Source organism: Candidatus Limnocylindrales bacterium (genome assembly GCA_035559535.1).
Classification (GTDB): Bacteria; Moduliflexota; Moduliflexia; order Moduliflexales; family JAUQPW01; genus JAUQPW01.
On sequence record DATMBG010000046.1, the window covers coordinates 12,979 to 34,355 of the forward strand.

Annotated in this window: 15 protein-coding genes and 1 rRNA gene; 6 read left to right on the plus strand and 10 right to left on the minus strand. The window is 44.0% G+C overall.

What is annotated here, in order from left to right:
• Positions 1 to 24: 24 nt before the first annotated feature.
• Entirely contained in the window at positions 25 to 1,383 is a 1,359-nt protein-coding gene (locus tag VNM22_17735) for a sugar ABC transporter substrate-binding protein (GenBank protein HWP49002.1), read from the plus strand.
• Positions 1,384 to 3,882: a response regulator gene (locus VNM22_17740; protein HWP49003.1), complete on the plus strand. Its 2,499-nt coding sequence runs from the start codon at positions 1,384 to 1,386 to the stop codon at positions 3,880 to 3,882.
• 8 nt (positions 3,883 to 3,890) lie between these two features.
• Here VNM22_17740 and ntrC read toward each other — a convergent pair whose 3' ends face one another.
• The 4 genes from ntrC to VNM22_17760 all read right to left on the minus strand — a co-directional run bounded on the left by ntrC (position 3,891) and on the right by VNM22_17760 (position 8,593).
• Positions 3,891 to 5,318 (minus strand): nitrogen regulation protein NR(I), encoded by a 1,428-nt coding sequence (gene ntrC / locus VNM22_17745; protein ID HWP49004.1) that lies wholly within the window; start codon positions 5,316 to 5,318, stop codon positions 3,891 to 3,893.
• 117 nt (positions 5,319 to 5,435) lie between these two features.
• Entirely contained in the window at positions 5,436 to 6,512 is a 1,077-nt protein-coding gene (locus tag VNM22_17750) for an ATP-binding protein (protein ID HWP49005.1), read from the minus strand.
• Positions 6,513 to 6,691: 179 nt separating this feature from the next.
• Positions 6,692 to 8,116, minus strand: coding sequence for a type I glutamate--ammonia ligase (gene glnA, locus VNM22_17755; protein ID HWP49006.1), 1,425 nt, complete (start codon positions 8,114 to 8,116; stop codon positions 6,692 to 6,694).
• A gap of 138 nt (positions 8,117 to 8,254) precedes the next feature.
• The gene (locus VNM22_17760; protein HWP49007.1) at positions 8,255 to 8,593 is read right to left on the minus strand and encodes a P-II family nitrogen regulator; all 339 of its coding nucleotides are present in this window, start codon (positions 8,591 to 8,593) and stop codon (positions 8,255 to 8,257) included.
• Positions 8,594 to 9,523: 930 nt separating this feature from the next.
• Between VNM22_17760 and VNM22_17765 the strand changes: the two genes are divergently transcribed.
• Complete coding sequence (locus VNM22_17765; protein ID HWP49008.1) at positions 9,524 to 9,814, plus strand: hypothetical protein; 291 nt, start codon at positions 9,524 to 9,526, stop codon at positions 9,812 to 9,814.
• A 67-nt stretch (positions 9,815 to 9,881) separates the two neighbouring features.
• Here VNM22_17765 and VNM22_17770 read toward each other — a convergent pair whose 3' ends face one another.
• Together VNM22_17770 and VNM22_17775 are read right to left on the minus strand one after the other, a co-directional pair.
• A complete protein-coding gene (locus tag VNM22_17770; GenBank protein ID HWP49009.1) occupies positions 9,882 to 10,895 on the minus strand; it encodes a radical SAM protein in 1,014 nt (337 codons plus the stop codon).
• Positions 10,896 to 10,993: 98 nt separating this feature from the next.
• Positions 10,994 to 12,316, minus strand: coding sequence for a radical SAM protein (locus VNM22_17775; protein ID HWP49010.1), 1,323 nt, complete (start codon positions 12,314 to 12,316; stop codon positions 10,994 to 10,996).
• A gap of 592 nt (positions 12,317 to 12,908) precedes the next feature.
• Between VNM22_17775 and VNM22_17780 the strand changes: the two genes are divergently transcribed.
• The gene (locus VNM22_17780) at positions 12,909 to 14,210 is read left to right on the plus strand and encodes a nucleoside hydrolase (protein HWP49011.1); all 1,302 of its coding nucleotides are present in this window, start codon (positions 12,909 to 12,911) and stop codon (positions 14,208 to 14,210) included.
• Between the two features lie 36 nt (positions 14,211 to 14,246).
• Here the strand turns inward: VNM22_17780 and VNM22_17785 are convergent, their stop codons facing one another.
• Positions 14,247 to 15,080, minus strand: a complete 834-nt coding sequence (locus VNM22_17785) for an aldo/keto reductase (protein HWP49012.1) — start codon at positions 15,078 to 15,080, stop codon at positions 14,247 to 14,249.
• A 606-nt stretch (positions 15,081 to 15,686) separates the two neighbouring features.
• Here VNM22_17785 and VNM22_17790 point away from each other — a divergent pair.
• Together VNM22_17790 and VNM22_17795 are read left to right on the plus strand one after the other, a co-directional pair.
• Positions 15,687 to 16,649, plus strand: a complete 963-nt coding sequence (locus VNM22_17790; GenBank protein HWP49013.1) for a universal stress protein — start codon at positions 15,687 to 15,689, stop codon at positions 16,647 to 16,649.
• A 14-nt stretch (positions 16,650 to 16,663) separates the two neighbouring features.
• Positions 16,664 to 17,593: a universal stress protein gene (locus VNM22_17795; protein ID HWP49014.1), complete on the plus strand. Its 930-nt coding sequence runs from the start codon at positions 16,664 to 16,666 to the stop codon at positions 17,591 to 17,593.
• A 31-nt stretch (positions 17,594 to 17,624) separates the two neighbouring features.
• Here VNM22_17795 and VNM22_17800 read toward each other — a convergent pair whose 3' ends face one another.
• From VNM22_17800 to rrf, 3 genes are all read right to left on the minus strand, one after another.
• Positions 17,625 to 18,440 carry a transporter gene (locus tag VNM22_17800; GenBank protein ID HWP49015.1) on the minus strand — a complete coding sequence of 272 codons (816 nt, stop codon included), beginning with the start codon at positions 18,438 to 18,440 and terminating at the stop codon, positions 17,625 to 17,627.
• Between the two features lie 95 nt (positions 18,441 to 18,535).
• Positions 18,536 to 20,872 carry a phosphatase PAP2 family protein gene (locus VNM22_17805; protein HWP49016.1) on the minus strand — a complete coding sequence of 779 codons (2,337 nt, stop codon included), beginning with the start codon at positions 20,870 to 20,872 and terminating at the stop codon, positions 18,536 to 18,538.
• A gap of 315 nt (positions 20,873 to 21,187) precedes the next feature.
• Positions 21,188 to 21,304: ribosomal RNA gene (gene rrf / locus VNM22_17810) — 5S ribosomal RNA — on the minus strand.
• Between the last annotated feature and the right edge of the window lie 73 nt (positions 21,305 to 21,377).

Consider the following 21,377-nt stretch of genomic DNA (forward strand, 5'->3'; position numbering starts at 1 on the left):
GGGAAAGGATCAGGAAGAATGGCCATGGATTGGACCTTCATATGGTATATAGGTACCCTCCTCTGTGGTTGGATTTTGACCTTTACCCAGGTAAACCCGGTGGAAGGCAAAGATAAAAAGGTCGTCGTACTCTGGCATACAGAAACAGAGCCTGAATTCCTTAAAGCCATGGGGGAAATTATTCAGGATTTTGAGACCATCCACCCGGATATTCAGATCCAGCAGGTAGGTATCTCCTGGGATACGCTGGAGAATAATCTTGTAACCGCCCTCGGTTCCGGTAAGGTCCCGGATATAACCCATGGCCAGCCTATTACCTGTGCGTTTTTTTATGCGAAAAAACTTCTTCGCCCTCTGGACGATATCGTTGCTTCTATCGGAGAGGACAATATCTGGGAAGTGGTGAAGAAGATCGGTTACTTTGATAACCACTACTATGGCATTGTCCATGCGGCCGGAACTTCTCTTCTTATTTATCGAAAAGATTTATTCAAACAAAAACAACTCACCCCCCCCAAAACCTGGGAGGATTTTCTACAGATTGCCGGGATCTTAACGGAAGATCTTGATGGAGATGGTCGGGTAGACCGTTATGGGTTAGGCCTTCCGGGAACCTCTTTTTTTATTACCGGTGTTTTCGATGAACTCCGCCAATCTAATAATGCTGATCTCTTGGATTCCAAAGGAAATCCCTTATTAACCGAGAAACCAATCTTAGAGCTTCTGGAGTTTTACAGGAAACTCGTACCTTATCTCCCTCCCGATTGGATTCGATATGGATATTTAGATACCTTTGTGGCCCTTGCCCGTGGAAAAGTAGCCATGATTTATACGGGTTATGGGCAAGGAGTCGGATATATCGAGCGATATGCTCCCAAGGAAATAGCCGACCCGGAACACTTTGGAGTTCTTACCAAACCGATCGGACCTCTGGGAACCTATCCTGTTTCCCAGATGAATGCCGAACCGTGGATGATTTTTAAAGAAGCCCGGCATCCGGAAGAGGCTGCAGAATTTCTCAAGTTTTTTTATCGGGATGAAAATTACCTTAAATATATTCTGTCCATGCCGATTCATTTTCTTCCTATTACGAAATCTCTTCGAAACCACCCAAAATATCTGGCCAATCCGGTCATTAAGAAATGGCATGAATGGCTGATGGCTCAGCAAACTTATTTTGAAAATAATCTGGCGCGGCCTCTCTTAGTTACTCATTGGGAAGATTTGCGAAAACCATTTCTTTTGGAAGTTCTTACCTCCAACATTATCTCGGAACTGGTTTTAGAGGTAACTGTACAAGGGAAACCTTCCGCTGAGGCGGCAATGAAGGCCCAAAGGAGCCTTGACAAGCTTTTACTTGCGGGTGGATATCGCAGAAAATAAATGAAAACCATTCGTTTTAAGTTTCTGGTTTTTCCCCTTTTGTTATCCACCATTCCTTTAATTATTCTCGGGTTTATTTCCTTTAAAGATAGCAGCCGGGTTCTACAAGAAACAACTTATCAGCGACTCAACCAGATGATTCAGGATTTTCAACGGGATATCGACACGCACCTTCTGGATCGACTCAGTGCGGTTCAGTTTTTAAGTGAAAGCTCCGCCCTGGCTACATTTTCTCGTTTGGGAATGGAAAAACACACCTTTGACCTGGAGGTTTATCATTTCCAAAGATGGAACGGACTCAAATTGGATCCTTTTCCCTCTGTAGGAGATTTAGTTAACTTTAGTGTGGGATTAGGGGAGTTAGGGGGGAAAAAAATCCTGGATTTCGGGTTATATCCTTCAGAGGAGTATGTGGGACTGGACGGGATGGTTCGCCAACATGTTTATGCGGGAGGATCCAACGATCAAGATTTTCAAGAAGTCCATTTAGAAAAACTTGACCGGTCTCAAGAGATCTGGTTTCAGGAAGCTAAAAAGGGAAACAATTATATTTCAAATCCCCAATTTGTGAAACTCTACTTGAAAGAATATGCTCTGAACCAGGTAGGGGAGAAAGAGCGGATCATCGAAAAAAAATTGATAGTTCTGGCAGTTCCTCACCGGGTTCAAAAAGAGCTCCGCGGAGTCTTGATGGTTACCACAACTCCCGATATTCTCTATCGGCAATTGAAAGAGCTGACCTCCCATTATGGAACAAGCTATATTGTAAGTAATCAAGGGGTTATCCTGGCCCATCCCAATCCTGAACAGGAGGGTCAGAAGATAGAAGCCGATCTTCTAGCCCTTTTGAAGGATTCCGGGAAGGGATGGAAATCTTATGGGGAACAAATGCTTATCTGCTCTTCCAGTTTGCTAACAGGATGGATCCTTACTCTTAATATCCCGGAAGAATGGATTCTACAACCTATTTCTAACCTACGCTTTAAACCTCTTATCGTAGTAGGAATCACCGTTGTTGTAACGGGTTTATTAATGATAGGGATTACCAATCGCTTTGTTGTCAATCCTTTACAAGTTTTATCTAGAGAGTCTGAAATCATTGCGAGGGGAGAATATTCCCACAGGTTGAAAATTTCTACGGGAGATGAAATTGAGAGGCTGGCCCTTGTCCTGAATACGTTGGCCGAGAGGGTTCAATCCCATACCGAAAACCTGGAGATGCTGGTTCAGGAAAGGACCGAAGAACTCCAGAAAAAAAATCGCCAACTGGAGGAGACCCTGGAACAACTCAAAATAACTCAAAACCAGTTGATTCAGTCGGAAAAGATGGGATCTCTCGGTCAAATGCTCTCAGGGGTTGCCCATGAAATAAATAATCCTCTGGCTGTTATAAAAATGTTTACCGAGTTACTGATGATGAATCTGGCCTCAGACCAAGATACCGTGGAAATCTTAAAGAAAATGGATCAGGCAACCGACCGGGCCAAAAGGACTATACAAAACCTGCTTACCATTGCAAGGAAGCATAAACCTGAAAAGCGCTTCATTGATGTTAACCAGGTCATAGAGGGAGTTTTAGAGCTACGATCTTATTACTTACGTGTCAGTAATATTGAAGTTATTAAAAACCTTCAACCAAACCTTCCTAAAACCATGGCCGATTTTCATCAACTCCAACAAGTATTTTTAAATATTATCCTGAACGCCGAGCAGGCTATGCAAGAAGCCCATCGCCAGGGACGATTGATTATTCAATCCAAATTGATAGAATCCGTTCAAGAATCCCCCTTGCTCAAAACTTTTGTGCTAAATCCAGGAGAAAAGCTTCTTCATCCGACTCCTCCGTTCATTCAGGTTTCTATAACCGATGAGGGTCCCGGAATTTCGCCGGAAAATTTAAGGCGGATTTTTGATCCCTTTTTCACAACCAAAGACGTGGGAAAAGGCACAGGGCTTGGGTTGAGTATCAGTTATACGATCATGCAGGAACATGAAGGAAGAATTTATGCAACCAGCGAATGGGGGAAAGGGGCCACCTTTTTTATAGAACTTCCCGTCAAAGTTGAAGAAGAGAAATCACAGGAACCCGCATCTCCCCGGGGAAATCAGCTACCTCATCCTATACTTCCTGAGAAGCGAGTTCTGGTGGTAGACGATGAAAGTATCATCCTGGAGATCCTTTCAGAGATCTTACAAAAACTGGGATATATGGTCGATACCTCGAGAACGGCTGACACAGCTTTGGAAAATCTTAACTCAAAGTCCTATGATTTCCTTATCACCGATATTAAAATGCCCCAAATGGGGGGTCAGGAGCTCTACCAACACATAAAGCAACGAAACCCAAAGCTTGCCAGACGGATTATTTTCATTACCGGAGATCTGTTATCCGACGATACCTTGAAATTCATCCAGGAAACTGGAAATCTATGTCTGGCCAAGCCTTTCAGTATGGAAGAACTTCAACGGATTCTTCATCGGCTATCCCAGATGACCTGATGGGAGCTTTATAGCTCTACTCCAAGTTCCTGGATCTTCTTCCGCAGCGTATTTCTATTAATTCCCAGGATGCGGGCGGCTTGAATTTGATTTCCGCTGGTTTTTCGAATTACCTTTTCAATAAGGGATTTTTCTACCTGTTCGATCACAGTCTGGTAAAGATCCCCTTCAACGTCGGGAGGCAGTTTACTGGAATACAACTGGAGTTTCGCCTCGATCATATCTTCAAGGAAAATCTTTTTCTTCTCTGGAGACTCCGATAGTTGAGAGATGGAAGCAGGTAAGTGCTCAGGGGTAATGGTATCGGTACTGGTCAGTACAATGGCCCGCTTCAGAACGTTTTCCAACTCCCGAATATTACCGGGCCAGTGGTACTGGATAAGAAGATTTTCGGCCTCACGACTGATATGTTTTCGTTCGATTCCCAACTCGGCGGAAATTTTATTCAAAAAGTACTCCGTGAGCAATTTGATATCGCTTTTCCGCTCCCGAAGGGGTGGTAAATGGATATTAATGACATTGAGTCGGTAATAAAGATCTTCCCGAAATTGCCCCTTTCGGACCGCTTCCTCCAGGTTTTTATTCGTGGCTGCAATGACCCGAACATTGGCCTTGATGGCTTTACTTCCGCCAACCCGGTAGAAATCTCCATCCTGAAGAACCCGTAGGAGCTTTGCCTGAAGGTCCAGGCCCATATCTCCGATCTCATCTAGAAAAATGGTGCCACCGTCTGCCTGTTGAAACTTTCCGATTTTTAAAGCCGTTGCGTCGGTAAAAGCACCTTTCTCATGGCCAAATAACTCGCTTTCCAGGAGCGTTTCCGGAATGGCGGCACAATTGATCACTACAAAAGGTTTCGAAATACGCCGACTGTTATAATGTAAGACCTTGGCGACCAGCTCCTTGCCTGTTCCACTTTCACCGGTAATGAGTACCGTAACATCCTTATCGGCTACACGACCGATCAATTTAAAAACTTCTTGCATGCCCTTGCTCTCTCCAATGATGCTCTCAAGGCTCTCAGGAACAGACTTTCGCTTGAGTTCAGAACGAAGATGGGTGACCTCTTCTTTAAGGGATTCGATACTCTGGATTTTCTCAATCAGGAGGTAAATCTCATTTAAATCGAAGGGTTTGGTGATATAATCAAATGCTCCCAACTTCATGGCGTCGATGGCATTTTTCATATCATTTTGAGCCGTCATAATAATGACATAAACCCCTTCGTAGCTCCTCTTGATCTCTTTCAAAGCCTCCAGACCGGATATCCCCATCATTTTAATATCCATAAAGACAATGGAACAGGGTTGTGTCCGGAGAAACTCAATGGCTGCCTCCCCACTGTCCAGGGAGTAAACTTCATAGCCACGCTTTTCTATGGCTTTCGCCATAACCCAGCGCATACTTTCGTCATCATCGACGATAAGAATCTTCATAAGAGTTCATCCTACAGGTATAAAGAACACGAAATAAAGAGATAGGGAAGTAGGGGAGTATGGAGGTAGGGGAGAAATTACAGGCATACTCCCCTACCTCCATACTCCCCTACTTCCTCAAGAAAGGGGCAGATATACTTTAAATATACTCCCTTTTCCGATTTTACTTTCTACTTTAATAAAGCCTTCGTGTTCTTCGATAATTTTATGAGAAATTGCAAGTCCCAATCCAACTCCTTTAGGTTTTGTAGTATAAAAAGGTGTAAAAAGCTTTTCTATGGCATCTTCCGGAATCCCTTCCCCTTGATCATGGATTTCCACGACGATCATAGGACGAGATCGTTTTTCTGGACCTGTTCTAGAAATATAACAATCGGTAGATACCCTGGTAACAAGTTTAATGATTCCTTGTCCAGACATGGCCTCTATGCCGTTATGGATGAGGTTTAAAAAAACCTGGGTGAGCTTTTCTCTATCTGCCAGGATTTCCGGTAAGCTTGGATCGTACTCTTCCTGAAAAATAATTTTTGTGGAGGAAGCACTTTCTAGAAGTAGAATGTTTTTAAGTATTTCATGGATATTGACCTTCTTGAAGTTCAACCGGGTTGGTTTGGTCAGGCTCAGTAAATCTTCGATGAGGCGATTTACACGTTCTGCTTCTTTAATAACAACTTTAAGATATTCGGCCAGTTCCGGGTTATTTTTAACTTCTTCATATAAGAGTTGGGAGGCTCCGATAATACTTCCCAGGGGATTCTTTATCTCATGGGCGATTCCTGCTGCAACACTTCCCATGGAAGCCAGGATATCTTTCCGTCGGATTTCTTCTTCCAAATCCTTTATCGCGGTAAGATCCCTAAGGACAATAACTACACCATAGATGTCCCCCTGTTGATTAAAAAGAGGAGAGGTAGCAATATCCAGGGAGAGAGTTTTTCCATTCTTTAGGAAGAGGCTCCGTTTGTGACTGGAGAAAGTTTTACCCGTTAGAAGGGTATCTCGAATAAGGAGCCGTATTTCAGAATCCATGGCCGGCAGATCATCAAAATTTTTTCCGCAGGCCTGGGAAGCAGGAAGATCTAATAAATGTTCGGCAGCTTGATTGAATAAGGTAATTTTTTTGTTAATGTCGATAACAATAATACCATCCCTTAAGCTCGAAAGGATATTTTCATAAAGGGTTTTGATATCCATTGCATAGCTAAGTATTCTTTGTCCATTATTCGCTGGTCCGGTGGGCTTTATTCTCTGTTCATGGCCTATACCCTATTGTTTTTGTCCTCTGTTTTTGACCTGGTTCGTCGTCAACTCCCCGGCATCTGTTGTCGGTTAGATGGGATAACCGACAACAGATGCCGGGCCATCCATGATTTTTATATATCAAAATACAGAGCGAATTCGTAAGGATGTGGACGAAGTCGAATGGCATCCACTTCATGTTGTCTTTTGTAACTTAACCAGGTCTCTAAGACATCCTCTGTAAATACCTCTCCTTTCATAAGGAAATCATGATCCTTTTCCAGGGCATCCAGTGCTTCTTCAAGGCTACCCGGAACGGTCTCCACCAGGGCTGCCTCCTCAGGTTCCAGGTCATAGATGTCTTTATCCAGAGGATCCCCCGGATCGATTTTGTTCTGGATCCCATCTAGTCCGGCCATAAGCATTGCCGCGAAGGCCAGATAGGCATTACAAGAAGGATCCGGACATCTAAACTCGATTCTCTTGGCCTTTTCACTTCTAGAGTACATGGGAATTCGCACACAAGCACTTCTATTTCTCTGGGAGTAAGCCAGATTAACAGGGGCTTCATAGCCTGGAACCAGTCTTCTATAAGAGTTGGTAGTCGGTGCAGCAAAAGCTAAAACAGCATGAGCATGCTTAAGCAGGCCTCCAATGTAGTATTTACAGGTTTGACTGATATCCGCATATCCACCACTTTGATAGAACAGATTTTTCCCATCTTTCCAGAGACTTTGATGAACATGCATTCCAGATCCATTATCCATGAAGATAGGTTTTGGCATGAAAGTAGCGGTCTTTCCATTCCTCCGGGCCACATTCTTCACGACATATTTGAACGTCATGAGCCGATCGGCCATATCGGTCAGAGAGGTAAATCTCATATCAATTTCACCTTGACCCGCTGTAGCTACTTCATGATGTTGGACTTCTACAGGAATTCCGATTTTTTCCAGAGTCTCTACGATTTCAGAACGGATGTCCTGTAAACTGTCCATGGGAGGGACCGGGAAGTAACCTTCCTTGTACCGAGGTTTATATCCCAGGTTTGGATTCTCTTCTTTACCGCTGTTCCAGAATCCTTCCTTGGAATCGATATAATAATACCCTTGATTGTAGGTCTGCCCGAATCGAATATCATCGAAAATGAAAAACTCAGCTTCGGGACCAAAGTAAGAGATATCTGCAATTCCTGTAGATTTCAAATAATTCTCAGCTTTTTGAGCTACATACCTGGGATCTCTGGTATAGCGTTCGCCGGTCACAGGGTCTTTTACATTACAAATAAGACTTAGAGTAGGATGTTTCATGAAGGGATCGATCCAGGCCGTATTGGGATCCGGTACTAAAAGCATATCACTCTGGTCAATGGTCTGAAACCCACGAATACTGGACCCGTCAAACCCTATTCCTTCTTCAAAAAGAGCCTCGTTGAATTCATTCCAGGTTATTGTAAAATGTTGCCAAAGCCCTGGAAGATCTTCAAATTTGAGATCAATGAACTGTACTCCCTGTTTTTTGGCGTAATCGATCACTTCCTTCGGTGTTCTTGCTATCATGTAACGCTTTCTCCTTTTTCGTTAGAGGTCTCTGGTTACTGGAAAGTACCTGTAAATTCATCACATTCCTTTCATCGGTTACCAGTCACCAGTTACCGTTGCTCCCATAGAACATTATCCATGTTGGGGATTGCTGCCCTAAATAGCGTGATCCCCCTGCTCTCCGGTTCTAATTCGAAAAGCATCTTCCACAGGTAAAATGAAAATCTTTCCGTCCCCGATCTTCCCCGTTTTGGCTGTCGTTAAAATAACCTCTACAACCTTATCGGCCAGGGTATCCGGAACTACAATCTCCATCTTAATTTTCGGAAGAAAATCTACCACATACTCCGCTCCTCGATAGAGTTCACTGTGCCCTTTCTGACGTCCAAAACCTTTAACCTCGCTGACCGTCATTCCCTGAACGCCGATCTCACCCAATTTATCCCTGACTTCATCTAATTTAAAAGGCTTGATAATAGCTTCTATCTTTTTCATGGACCTTATTCCCTCATTTTAGTTATAACCCTGTAACTTTAAAAAAGCTACAGGCATTACTACCCTTCTCGGTTCTATGTGACTCATATCCTGGGGATGTTACACCACCGAGAACCTTTCAGTAGAGGAAAGGCTAAACTTAACTTCTATTACCTTTAGCTGGAGCATATCCTATGCCATTTCCTCTGTGCTTACAAAGATACTAGATATTTGGCGAATTTACAATGGATGGATACGAAAAAAGCCTATTTATTTTGCAGAAATCTCTCTCCTGTTTGCCTATTATTTCGGCAGTCATTTTAAAAAATGCTTATTTTTTAGTCAATTAAAATTCATCTCAAACTTTTTATTCCCCCTTTTGGTAGGTTATCGGGTAATCTATCCTTAAAAAATCCGGTTCTTTTCTTAAAATGCCTAAATTTTAATCAAACCCCCTTCTCCCTTCGGGCCTCCTCCTGGCGTAGCCCCTTTCCAGAGGGGAGTCAGGTCCAAAAAACCTACCCTTAAAAGTTGGGTAGCTCTAGAGGTATTCCCATTTCTCATAACTTATGTCTATGATCCCCTGGGAGATTATCCTGCCAGGAAATGGTAACAGATCGATTTTGAACCTGACGGTGAAAAATAAAAAAATGAAATTTTCTTAAAATCCATGCAATCTTTTATTCCTGCCCAGAGTATTTTATAAGTTAAGAGAAAAAACCTTACCCAAAAAAGGGATTATCTCGAATTTAACTCTCTTTTAATAGATTCCTGAGGCCTCCCATAATCGAAAAAACGGGACCCTGCACGTTATTTTCTAAACTTCTCTAAGGAGTCCCCTATACCGGTTCCATCAATTTGAAAAGGCCAGAGAGATCGTAGAGAGGTAGAAACTAAAGTCTTCAGGAATGGGATATAAAACCCTGCCTTCAGATTTAGAAAGGAGATCATATGAATCCTCAAGATTTGTTTTTAGGGCTCGTCCAAAATCGGCAGTTTCACCCTTTGGGATCGAAGTTTCCCCTGGGAAGTTCCGTAAGATTAACCCAGATACAAATGCAGACTGCCATGTCTCCTGAGAGTGGAGAGCTTGATTTAACCCCATATGAGGGGAGTGCTATTATGGTTCAAGGGCACGGCGGAGGTGGATGGATCTATGCTGCCCAGATAATCGACAAAGCGGGTCCGATTCTCACGGCGGTGGTTAAGCGGGTGTTTGGTCCGGATAGCCAGGTAAAATAAGCATATCCTGCTGGTATCCTACACTTCCGTGGAAGAACCAAAAGTGTGGTTTCGTTTCTTCCGGCTATTATCCTCGGGTTGCCGAAGGATCTAAAGGGTTGGATTTTGATTTTCCCGAGAATTTGAGGGTGGTTTTACCTATTCTATCGGAGATATTAAAAATAAATCTTAAAGGTAAAAAGCCCATCAGGCGATAATCCCCTACTCCCTTCAGGCCCGCCGAGGCTATGCAACCACACTGGGAACAATCCGGATTACCCCCAAATTGACAGGGGGTAATCCGGCTATGTAAATCCGCGGTGATACTCAAGGTAGTCCTGGCAAAAATGCATTTGGCGGGAGACGAAGGAGGATTACGAAGTCCTTCTAAGATTGCATCCCGTAAGTCTAACTTGGGAAACATCGGACGCAACCGGGTAAGTTCTCTTAATACTTCCTCACGCTCATGGGGTGAAAGTATCTCCTCAGATCTTGCGCCTTTCTGGGGGGTGAACAGGCTGAACCAGATCTTTTGGACTTCTGGCCTGCCGGACCAGAAGGACAGAAAAGCTTCAAAGTATCCGGCCCGGCCTGTCATCTGATGGGTTATGGTGCAATGTACCGTGATAGAATGCCCCTGGATGTTTTTTAAAATTTTCTCGTAAGTTGCAGGAGCTCGTCTGCGATCGTGATCGGGTTGTAAACCATCTATGGAAACCACCAGGTTCAGGTTCTTTATCTGGCTCCAGGATAGAGGAATTTCACGCACAGCACTGGTTACAAGCTGAACCACAAGACCCCTTTTGCTCAATTCCGGCAGTAGAGTGTTTAATTCCCGAAAACGTACCAGAGGTTCGCCTCCAATAATAGAGAGGTGAAGGGGACGATAGCGACTGACCAGATTTAACACGCCATCTATTAATTGCTGTCCCTTATAATCGGTCAGGGTCCGTAAGGGTCCAAGCTGCCCAAGATGTTGGGTTTCGTAAGCGTAACAACCCGGGCAACGAAGCGGGCACTCGCGGGTAATCTCAATGGATAACGCTGGATAATACCCCCTTAAGATACGACCCCAGGCTGGGAGAATTTCCTTTACTTTCATAGGATTTTATTCCATCAAACGGGGACGTTTGTCAAACGGGGACGTTTGACCTACCCTGTTGGGCTTGTTTTAGGCCCTATTCCTTCCAGTTCTTTGAATCAGTCAAAGCTACCTGAAACTCCTTGAAATCCACGCTTTGCTTGTTTCAACACCCATCGAATGACCCGTCCATCATCGTAGCAATATGCCAGGTTATGGTTCAGGGTCGAGAAACAATGGGTTTGGCAGCTTGTCTTCATGGTATTAAGCTGTTGGGTCTCAAACCTGTGACGACCCACAACTCCCCAATCATAGGTTGCTGAATACATGGGGAAACAGGGGGCTAAGGTTCCATCGACCCGGATGATAAGAGAATTATGGCCGGCCCGGCAGTTCCAGGGTTTTACCTTGCCACACATGAAATCCTTCATGTCCTTAAGACGCTGGATAGAATTGACCATCTTGTAACCTGCACGATTCTTCTCAATCAACCAGTCTATCAATTCATCCACTTTGGGGTAATCTTCAGGCCGAAGAAAGGTCTCATTATTCTCTAGATGTTTAAAGTGATGTTGTTCCAGCATGGGGGATTCATTGATATGATAATCGGTTGCAATCCCGTAATCATGGGCAATCTCGGTCAATTGTCTGATATCCTCCAGGTTGATTCGGGTAATGTTCATATTAAAGAATACACAATACCCGTAGACATACTGTTTTTTAATCAGATACTCAAAGTACGATCGAATCGGATTTAATGCTTTGGGGAGCCCGGGTTTCTCATCCACGCAATCCACTGCAAAATTAACCGTAGCGACCCCTGCATCCCCGAGACGGTCAATCACTTCTGGCTTCAACAACCGCCCATTGGTAGGAAGATAAACCCAAAATCCTTTCTTTGCGGCATAATAGACCACCTTGTGGACAAACTTCGGCCTAAGAAGAACTTCACCCCCCATCAGAGCCAGTACCCGACAACCTGCTTCGTACAACCAATCTATCGACCGTTTGGCAGTATCCTCTGTCATGCCCTTGACGCGATTGTCGAAGGCCCAACAGTAGTGACAATCCAGGTTGCATTTCCATTCGGTAAACAGATAAGCAATGATGGGGTGAAAATCCCCAGGAAGTATGCGAGATCGAATGTAAGGAAACAGCCAGCCCCGCATGGCACGATAAATAAGAGGTGCTGTCCATCGTCGTCGATAAGGGTTATCAGAACTCCGAAGAGTAACCAGATCAGGTCCCATATCTCCCAGAGCCTCTGGTTTTTGTGGAAAAACCGGCTCAGGGAGTGTTTGAAATTCGTCGATCTGAAGTAGATTGGGTTTCCTGGTTCCTTTCATTAATAAATCGTGTAGTTGACTATCAAGTCGGAAGTCAGGGGCGCGTGTAGAGCCGTCCGAGTCTTTATGATGTTGGATCATCAAGTCTCTGCCCATAACAACCTCCTTTTGAGAAGGGTAATTACCTGGAATTATAGTCCAGCAAGTATCCTCTCTTGGGGGATTTTAAAGATAAAAAGGGTAGTAGCTTTAAAATCTCTTTAATATTTAAAAGGATTGCTTTAAGGAAAACATACTACTGAGGAGGAACTCCGAGGAAATTTGTATGGATCCTTCTCTTTTTATCCTTCTCTCCTGAGATGACTGACGTATTGCCTAAGCGGCTTATTCTTAAAAGGATCTATTTTAAGTCACTAGTTTACTTTTTCATTCTTCTACTCAATTGTCAATAAAAAATTAATAAAGATACAAAAAGTGCTGTAAATATCTGAAAGCTTTACACATAGAACCTCCCTTGCCTGACCCCCTGTCGGGATTATACTTTAGATTTAGACCAGAGTCCCAATATGACAATTTTATCCAGGGGGAACTGGATAGATGAAAAAAGGTCCGACCGGGTTAACGGTACTGTATCTAAGTTAACGTAAAAAAATAGGGAGAAGGAGTCTGAAAAATGTGGAGCCAACGGATACTCCCTTACCAAACCAATACCCTTGTATAGGATGGAAGCTAATTGAGGGATAATCTTATGATAGATCACACCCAAAAGGCTATTCACACCTGTAAGTATAGCTGGTTATTTCCGCTGGCCGGATTTGTGCTGACTTTCGTGGGTGGTCTCGGATTCAGTTTATCCAATCAGGATATACGGATCAATGTTCAAAGGATAGGATTGGTAGTTTTTGCCATTTTGACAGGGGTAGGTTTTTACTACACCCTTCAGGCTTTTCGTCACTTCAAGATCTATAGGATAAAAGCTTGTTTTTATCATGTCGTGGGTGGGTTATTGGTTAACCTGTTTTTGGTTTTAATGACCGTTATTGGTGTCGGTGCCCTTTATACCTTCAACCACCATTCAGATCCCCTAACTATCCATTCGGTAAAAGCGTTCAAGCCCTCGATATCTTACCCATCTAAACTACCTGTATGGATAGACACAGATCCTGCTTGTGGAGAGGGAGAAACCGATGATGTGGACGATTGCTGGGCTTTGATAGCAGCTCTCCGCTCACCTGAGCTGGATATTCGAGGGATTAGTACCGTTTTTGGAAATACGAAGGGTGAGAAGGGTTTTCAAATTGCACGTCAGGCTATCACCCATTTTGGTGGCTCTTATCCCTCTCATCCACCCCCTCCCATTTTTGAAGGAAGCCTTTCCCCGGGAAATCCTGACTGGAAAAGTACTCAGGCCTCTGAAGCCCTGGCCTCGGCTTTAAGAAAAGAAAAACTGACCCTTATCGCCCAGGGACCTCTCACCAATGTTGCAACGGTTCTGATTAACCATCCCGATGTTGTGGGAAATATAGAAAGAATTGTCATGATCGGAGGGAAACACCCGGGGGATTTGTTTCATCCCGGGGAACAATGGTGGTTCCATTTTCGTGACTTTAATGTTTGTAAAGATACCCCGGCTACTCAAATTGTTTTATATTCGGGAGTCCCTCTGATCTTGATTCCGTTTGAATTGGCAACTCACCTGGTAATTACACGGTCTGACTTGAAACGCCTGGAACTCGGCGATGAAGTTGCCAGATGGCTTTATCGGGGGAGTGAGCCATGGTTATCCTTTTGGGAAAATAAACTCCATAAGGAAGGGTTCCATCCCTTTGATCTCCTGGCCATAGGCTATGTAACCCTGCCGGATATGTTTACCTGTAAAGTTAGCCCGGCCCGGATCGGATTTAGTCTCTTTCTTGAACCCCTGGGTATGGGCCGTGACCTGGAAGTAGCACCCTATATTCGAGGTCCCAGGGTCTATTACTGTTTTGATCTAAACCCCCGGTTTAAGGAAGTCTTTATCCGCCGCTTATTGAATAATACCCCGGGATGACTCCTCCAGGGTTTCAGGGTATTTCTATAATTTCGTTCAGGGAATGTTCGTGGGATCCCAGCCGGTAGTTAAATTCTCATTGAAGGAATCTAAATAAGCCATATCCTCTGGAGAAATCAAAAAATCGAATACCTGGGCATTTTCTCGGATCCGCTCCCTTCGGACCGACTTTGGTATCACTATAAACTGATGTTGTAAGGCCCAGCGAATAAGGATTTGAGCAGGAGTTTTGCCGTATTTTGATGCAATTTTTACCAGCTTCGGATCCGTGAGTTTTTCCCCTTTGGTAAGCGGACTATAGGCTTCCAACCAAATGCCCTTAGCACGACAGAAATCTACAGTCTCTTTCCGATAAAGATAGTTGTACGGACTTAACTCTATTTGATTTACGGCAGGTATCACCCTGCAATGATCCAATAATTCCTCTAAATGTCTGACCAAATAGTTACTGACGCCAATGGCTCTGCATTTACCCTCTGCCAGCAGCACCTCCATAGCCCGCCAGGTTTCAAGCCTGAGTCCCTTAACCGGCCAGTGGATTAAATAGAGATCGATATAGCCCAGACCCAACTTTTGATTGCTTTTTGCAAACGCCTTCAAGGTTGCATCGTAGCCGTGATCCTGATTCCACAATTTGGTTGTCACAAATACTTCCGATCTGGGAATCCCGCTCTCCCTAACGGCCTGACCCACATCCTGTTCATTACCGTAAATTTTAGCCGTATCGATATGGCGGTATCCTATTTCTAAGGCATAAAGAACCGCTTTTTTCGTTATGTCTCCCGGAGGACTTTGAAAAACCCCGAGTCCAAGAAAAGGGATTTCAACCCCATTATTAAGTCTGGCCGTGCTTTGAATAGTCATTTCCATTTTTTCTTCTCCTTTCCCTATCAACTTTCGGTCTTGAATCTAAACTCTATCATTCTGTTCCTTCCAGCAAGGGAAATTTTAGGTATGGGAGAATATCCAGAACAAACTGTCCTTTGTCTTGGTTTCGGACAGTATTTACTGACCTTTATGGGTATTAGATCTTCACAAACCCTGTAAGATTTTAAGACATCCTATTTATAAAGGGGATTCTTACACTTCTTTTGCTTCTGGTAGTACTCGTTTTTAATTTTAAGATCAGTCAATTCAATTGAGAGCAAAAAATTATCAACAGCCGGTACAAACAAAGCCTTCTATCCTTTCCTTCTGGTTTCGGCTCTCCATTTTCTTTTTTAAGATCTGGCACGTGGATTGCGTCTTTTCCGAGTAGTCTAAAGGCGCATGGGAATAGGTGAATAGTCATCACCTTTTTCTATAAAACCCGATCAATTTTCCCGTTCCTGTGTTACCGCCTCTTTAAAAGCAAGATAAATCTATAAATACCTTGACAAAACTTAAGAATGGAACTATGGAGGAGTAGAGATAAGGAAGTGGGGTAGTCCAAAAAAACTCTTTTACTTCCATTTTCTCGATCAGGAGAGATTTTATATGTATCGATCTGTTCTCGTACCCCTGGACGGTTCGACCTTTGCGGAGCATGCCTTGCCTATTGCGCGAAGTATTGCACGTCGGGCCCCCGCCACCCTTCAACTGGTTTCTGTTCATGTCCCCATTGCAGCCAGATATGTGGATGGGACCGTTCTTTTTGATGAAGCGCTGGATAACCGACTTAAGGAGCATGAACGTGCCTATCTGGATGAAGTGGTCAAACGTCTGTCAGCCGATTCAAATGTTTCCCTTACGGCCACCCTGTTAGAAGGAAATTTAGGATCAGTGGTCGATGCTCTTAATGAATATGCAATATCTACCCAGGCAGATTTGATAGTCATGGCGACCCATGGACGAAGTGCATGGAGTCGTTTTTGGCTGGGTAGCGTAGCAGATAAGCTCGTACGGCAAGTACTTGTACCTATCCTAATGGTTCGCCCCTCAGAAGCCGGAGAAACTCAGCCAGATCTTACCCGTGAGCAGGTCTTCCAGCACCTGCTTATACCCCTGGATGGATCTTCGCTAGCCGAGCAGATCCTTGAACCTGCCTTAACTCTAGGCCAACTGATGCAAGCCGATTATACGTTGTTACGGGTGGTCGAGCCTCCTTTGCCTATAAGCTATCCCCATACAGAATACACGACCAAGTTAGAAGAACAATTGTTAAAAGAATGGAAAACAGAAGCCCAGACTTATCTCCATGGCGTTGCTGAACGATTGCAGACCCAGGTAAAAGAGCAAGATAAGTCACCGCTATCCATTAAAACCAAGGTTACCATCAGCCGATATACAGCTAACTCCATTATCGAAGAAGCAAGCAGCCAGGGAATAGATTTGATTGCTATGGCTACCCATGGTTATGGTGGGCTTACCCGGGTGGTTATGGGAAGTGTAGCCGATAAGCTCCTGCGAGGAGCTCCTGTACCGGTCCTGCTACGCCGTCCCCAGGGCGAAGCATCTTAAAAGAAAAATCTACCATGTTTCGTTCTATCCTGGTACCTCTTGATGGTTCAACCCTTGCAGAGCATGCATTGCCTATAGCCGGTAGTATTGCACGTCGCGCCGGAGCAGAACTTCAATTAGTACATGTCCATGTGCCTGAGGCCCGCTATATTGAGGGTAAAATGGTTTTCAATGAAGTACTGGATGCCCGACTCAAAGAGCACCAGCGGGTGTATCTTGAAGAAATAGCCAAAAAGATTCGGTCAGGTTTTCCGGTTACCTGTGTATTACTGGATGGGGAGGTGGGTCAGATTGCAGAAAGACTGGATAGCCATATAAAGACTGCAGAGGTGGATTTAGTGGTAATGGCAACCCATGGACGGGGTATGCTGGCTCGCCTCTGGTTGGGTAGTGTGACCGATAAACTTGTACGGCAGGTAGAAATTCCCCTGGTGCTCATAAGGCCTCAAGAAAAAAAACCCGATCTTACCCATGAGCCTGTTTTTCGGCATATACTTATTCCCCTTGACGGTTCAGCCCTTGCTGAACAAATACTGAAGTACGCCGTAACTCTGGGTAAGCTCATGCAGGCTGATTATACCCTATTCCATGTGAGGGAACCCTGGATTCCCGTCAGTTACCGACCTGACGAGTACTTTATCGAATTTCAACAATTACGCATCCAAAAAGCTCAGGCCTATCTGGATGAGATAGCTAAGCGTTTGAGAACGAGGGAAGATGGCCTGACTGAAACGATACAAGTTCAGACAAAAATTGTTATGAGTCATTATCCGGCTGTAGCTATCTTAGAAGAGGCAAATCAGCATGGGATTGATCTCATTGCCATGGAGACCCATGGTCACGGAGGTCTAATCCGATTACTCATAGGTAGCGTAGCAGATAAGGTGTTACGAGGTACCTCTATCCCCATCCTCCTTCATCGTCCACACGATAAAACCCCTTGATGGCACCTCCAGGGTTCTTTAACTTTAAGGACTACCTTCCCCACAGCCTGATCCGCCAGGTCAGTCCGCCCAGAACTTCCCAATCGGCAGCCTGATTCGTAAGTCTGACACTCCCGCCTAAGTCCCACTGGATCTCTCTGGTTTGATACTGAAGGCCCAATCGCATCGAGGTTACATTGTTTCTCTTACTACTCAGGGTTTGTCCCGCAATTTCCATAACAAAGTGGAGTGTAGGAGTCACCGGAAGGATTGATGCGAACCCGAGTAAAAGCACATCATCTTGCTGAGCGGCATGGAAGGGGTTCCCTAAAATACCAAGCCCTGCGTTGGCATGGAAAGTTACCCCTTGATAGAATTTGGTTACCAGAAGAGAGCTCAAGAAATCGGTCTCATTGGTTCCTAAGCGAGCGGCATCGTCTGCGTTGGGAAGCTTGGTTCCAAATCTCAACCCTAAAGCGGGATGAGAATCCCTATCTTCTAAAATCTGAATCTTTGTAAAAACCTTTAAATCCCCGCTTCCAAATTTCTCTCCCACGCCGGGGCTTGATTCATTTAAATACAGAAGTTCATAGTCAAACTGTACCTCCGTTCGCTTATCCACTCCTAAATGAAGGCCTATGACAGGAATTTCCCAAAGATCTCTATTAAAACGCGGAGCGGATGTGGGAAAGGGAAAACTTTGATTCCGGAGGAAATCAGCTCCCAATTCGATTTCCAAGGTCCCAGGTGGTAAGGTCATTGCACTTTCTGTACTCAGAGGTCTTTGCCCCGCTGCAAAACTTGCTTTTAGAGGATAAAGCCAGCAGGTGAAACTTAAAAGGAGTGAAAGGGATAGGCTAAATTTCACGGGTTCAAGTATAAGATTTGGATTTTAAGAATGTCAAGGAGCTTTATCTAAAATTATTTCTCCTGTTCTTTATCGGCCTTTTTGCCAGAAGGTTTTTACAATGGTTGATTAGAAAGCAATGCATATCCCTGGCGCTCTCTCCAGAGAAAGATACCTGTTTCCTTTTGCAGTTCCAGTGCCAGAGGCGTTTTCGTTATAATCAAGACTTGTTGAGGTAATTGAACAAGACTTTTGAGTTCTTCTTTACTTCGAGTTTTGATGAAACCGTGTTGTGAATAAAAAGCAATGCTCGGATTATCCAGTTTCCCATAAACGACGAGTTTTCCATCGGGTCGAATCTGAGTTCTTACCATATTGGCCAGATCGTGTAAAGAACCTTGAAAGTAGGCATTAACCGGAGGTACAATGGCTGTAAGGGTAATAATATTCACAAGGATCATGGTCAGGACGAGAATCCCGAAGCTGGTCCGTTTAAATTTAGTTAATGTTAGAGTGCCTCCAATTCCGCCGATCAAAAAAGTTCCGGCTAAAAGCCAGCAACCTAGTCGGATATCCAGAGATTCCATAAAACGGCCCGGATATTTCTCGGCCAGTTTGCTTAAAATAAAGGGTGTCATTCCAAATATAAGGGCTAAGCTAAGGGAAGTAAGTCCCAAGATTAGGCGGGATATTTTAATTCCTCGAACCCCTTTCAGCTCCTCTGAGAGATAATCTGACCACCATCGGCCTGTCAGGATCGCCATGGCCGGAAAGAGGGGAAGTACATAATTGGGAAGCTTGGTTTTGGCAAAGGTAAAAAAGAGCAATGTGGTGAAAAACCAACTGGTAGCAAGAAAAGAAAGGGGATCTATCTTTGCAGATCGTTTCAGTTCTCCTATTCGGGTTGAGATAACCCGGCTCAAAGCATGGGGCAAGAAGGTACTCCAGGGAAAAAAGCCCACCAGAATAATCCCCAGGTAAAAATAGATAGGTCCCTTATGCCCCCGATCTGGCGCCAGATATCGGGTGACATTATGAAAGATAAAAAATTTGTTAATATAATCCCACCCATTTATGGCAATTTCCAGGATGTACCAGGGTCCGGTAACGGCTAAGAAAAGCAGAATCCCTGAAAAAATCCTCCCTTCCTTTAGGGTCTGTCGCCAGGTATCGGTGGCTATAAGGAAGGGAACGACGGCTAACAAGGGAAGAACAACCCCTATAGGTCCTTTCGTGAGGGTTGCCAGAGCCATAAAAATATAACAACTCCTATACCACCATTTTTTGGTTTCGTTTGAGCTCTGATGACCCAGAAAAAAGGTATACAAGGCTGCTGTAATGAAAAAACAAAGGGTCATATCGGTTACGGCTACATGGGACAGGTAATACATCTCCAGACAAGTAGATAGGATCAAAGCACCCAGCAAAGCAACCTGGATATCCATCGTCCGTCGAAGAAAATAAAAGGTCATTATAACCAGAGCTACTGCCATGGTAGGAGACCAAAAACGGGCTCCGAACTCGTTGACTCCAAAAAGCTTATAAGATAAAGCCATCAGCCAATAAAACAGGATGGGTTTATCATAACGATTGGAGTAGTTATATTGAGGTGTAATCCAGTTTCCGGTTTCCATCATCTCCCGGGTTGCTTCTGAAAATACTGCTTCATCCACATCAAAAAGTGTAAAACCGGTCAGGCCATAAAAAAAGAGGAACCCGGAGAATAGGATAAGTCCTGGAATGATGAGATAAGCTTTATAAGCCTGAAGTTTTTTAAGAAACGATCTATAGGACCCCATCGGATTATCTCCTGGTTGAGTTAAAAAATAGAACATACATCCTCTCCCTATCCACCATCCTAAAATTATACCTGCATATACGTCGGAGGCAAAATGATATTCCAGGTAAATTCTTGAAAGACTTATGAGAAGGACCAATACATAGAGAGGATATCTTAGTTTGGGGTAGAAGGCTATCAGAACGGTTGCGACAGCAGAAGAACTTAAGGCATGCCCGGAGGGGAAAGATCCAAAATGACCGGACAGATCTTCCAGATCTCTTGGACCCATGAGAAGCTTTTCTATACTGGTATTAGGACGGGGTCGTCTTATCAACCATTTAAGGGTTTGGGTTACCAGACCACTTCCGATAAGGGTATAGATTCCTATTTTTCCCAATTTTTTCAGCCGCTCTCTTTTATAGAAATATCCGCCGGCCAGGAATAAAAGAAATAAAAATATTTGACCACTGCCATCCCCCAGGTAGGTGATATACTTGACGGTTTTAATATTTTTAATGGTTTTAAGGGTATGAACAAATGCTTGAATAGTCGAATCCAGGTTGAGTAACACAAAAAAGCCACCTAAAATAATCAGGAACCTGAAGATTTTTCGATATCGGTGAGACATATAGGTATAGAAGCAAGACAAACGATTCGCTAACAACCTACTCATTCATAAACTTCTCGCCCAGAGGGTCTGTCTTGTAGAAAGAAGGATCTTGAAAAGATCCTGGCTGGTTTAATGGCTTATCTATGGTATCCCAGGCAAACCCGATAACAGAAATATGAATTATTTTAATCCACAGAGCAAGATATCTTTACAAGAAAAATGAAAAGAGATTTCAAATTTTTGCAGGAAGAGAAAAAACAGAAAGATATAAGGAGTTTTAGACAGAAGCTACCCTGCAAAGGGAGTAAGGAAGGTGGGAGTTTAGAAGGTTTTAGTTATCCATTATTCTTTCCGGTAGGAACAAAAATCAAAAAAAGATCCCAGCGACGACCTACTCTCCCACAGGGTCCCCCCTGCAGTACCATCAGCGCTGAAGGGCTTAACTTCCGTGTTCGGAATGGTAACGGGTGTTTCCCCTTCGCTATGGTCACTGGGATCTTCTTCTCCTGGCTTGGTGGGGGCCTTTTCTCCCAAGGCCCCCACCTCCCAACTTTAACCGTGAGCCACC

Bases quoted from the DNA above. Each gene is read 5' to 3' on its own strand.
- VNM22_17780 (HWP49011.1), top strand. From the start codon at position 12,909: ATGATAGATCACACCCAAAAGGCTATTCACACCTGTAAGTATAGCTGG.
- VNM22_17770 (HWP49009.1), bottom strand. From the start codon at position 10,895: ATGAAAGTAAAGGAAATTCTCCCAGCCTGGGGTCGTATCTTAAGGGGG.
- VNM22_17760 (HWP49007.1), bottom strand. From the start codon at position 8,593: ATGAAAAAGATAGAAGCTATTATCAAGCCTTTTAAATTAGATGAAGTC.
- VNM22_17735 (HWP49002.1), top strand. From the start codon at position 25: ATGGATTGGACCTTCATATGGTATATAGGTACCCTCCTCTGTGGTTGG.
- VNM22_17795 (HWP49014.1), top strand. From the start codon at position 16,664: ATGTTTCGTTCTATCCTGGTACCTCTTGATGGTTCAACCCTTGCAGAG.
- VNM22_17790 (HWP49013.1), top strand. From the start codon at position 15,687: ATGTATCGATCTGTTCTCGTACCCCTGGACGGTTCGACCTTTGCGGAG.
- VNM22_17775 (HWP49010.1), bottom strand. From the start codon at position 12,316: ATGGGCAGAGACTTGATGATCCAACATCATAAAGACTCGGACGGCTCT.
- VNM22_17765 (HWP49008.1), top strand. From the start codon at position 9,524: ATGAATCCTCAAGATTTGTTTTTAGGGCTCGTCCAAAATCGGCAGTTT.
- ntrC (HWP49004.1), bottom strand. From the start codon at position 5,318: ATGAAGATTCTTATCGTCGATGATGACGAAAGTATGCGCTGGGTTATG.
- VNM22_17785 (HWP49012.1), bottom strand. From the start codon at position 15,080: ATGGAAATGACTATTCAAAGCACGGCCAGACTTAATAATGGGGTTGAA.
- VNM22_17750 (HWP49005.1), bottom strand. From the start codon at position 6,512: ATGGATATCAAAACCCTTTATGAAAATATCCTTTCGAGCTTAAGGGAT.
- glnA (HWP49006.1), bottom strand. From the start codon at position 8,116: ATGATAGCAAGAACACCGAAGGAAGTGATCGATTACGCCAAAAAACAG.
- VNM22_17805 (HWP49016.1), bottom strand. From the start codon at position 20,872: ATGAGTAGGTTGTTAGCGAATCGTTTGTCTTGCTTCTATACCTATATG.
- VNM22_17740 (HWP49003.1), top strand. From the start codon at position 1,384: ATGAAAACCATTCGTTTTAAGTTTCTGGTTTTTCCCCTTTTGTTATCC.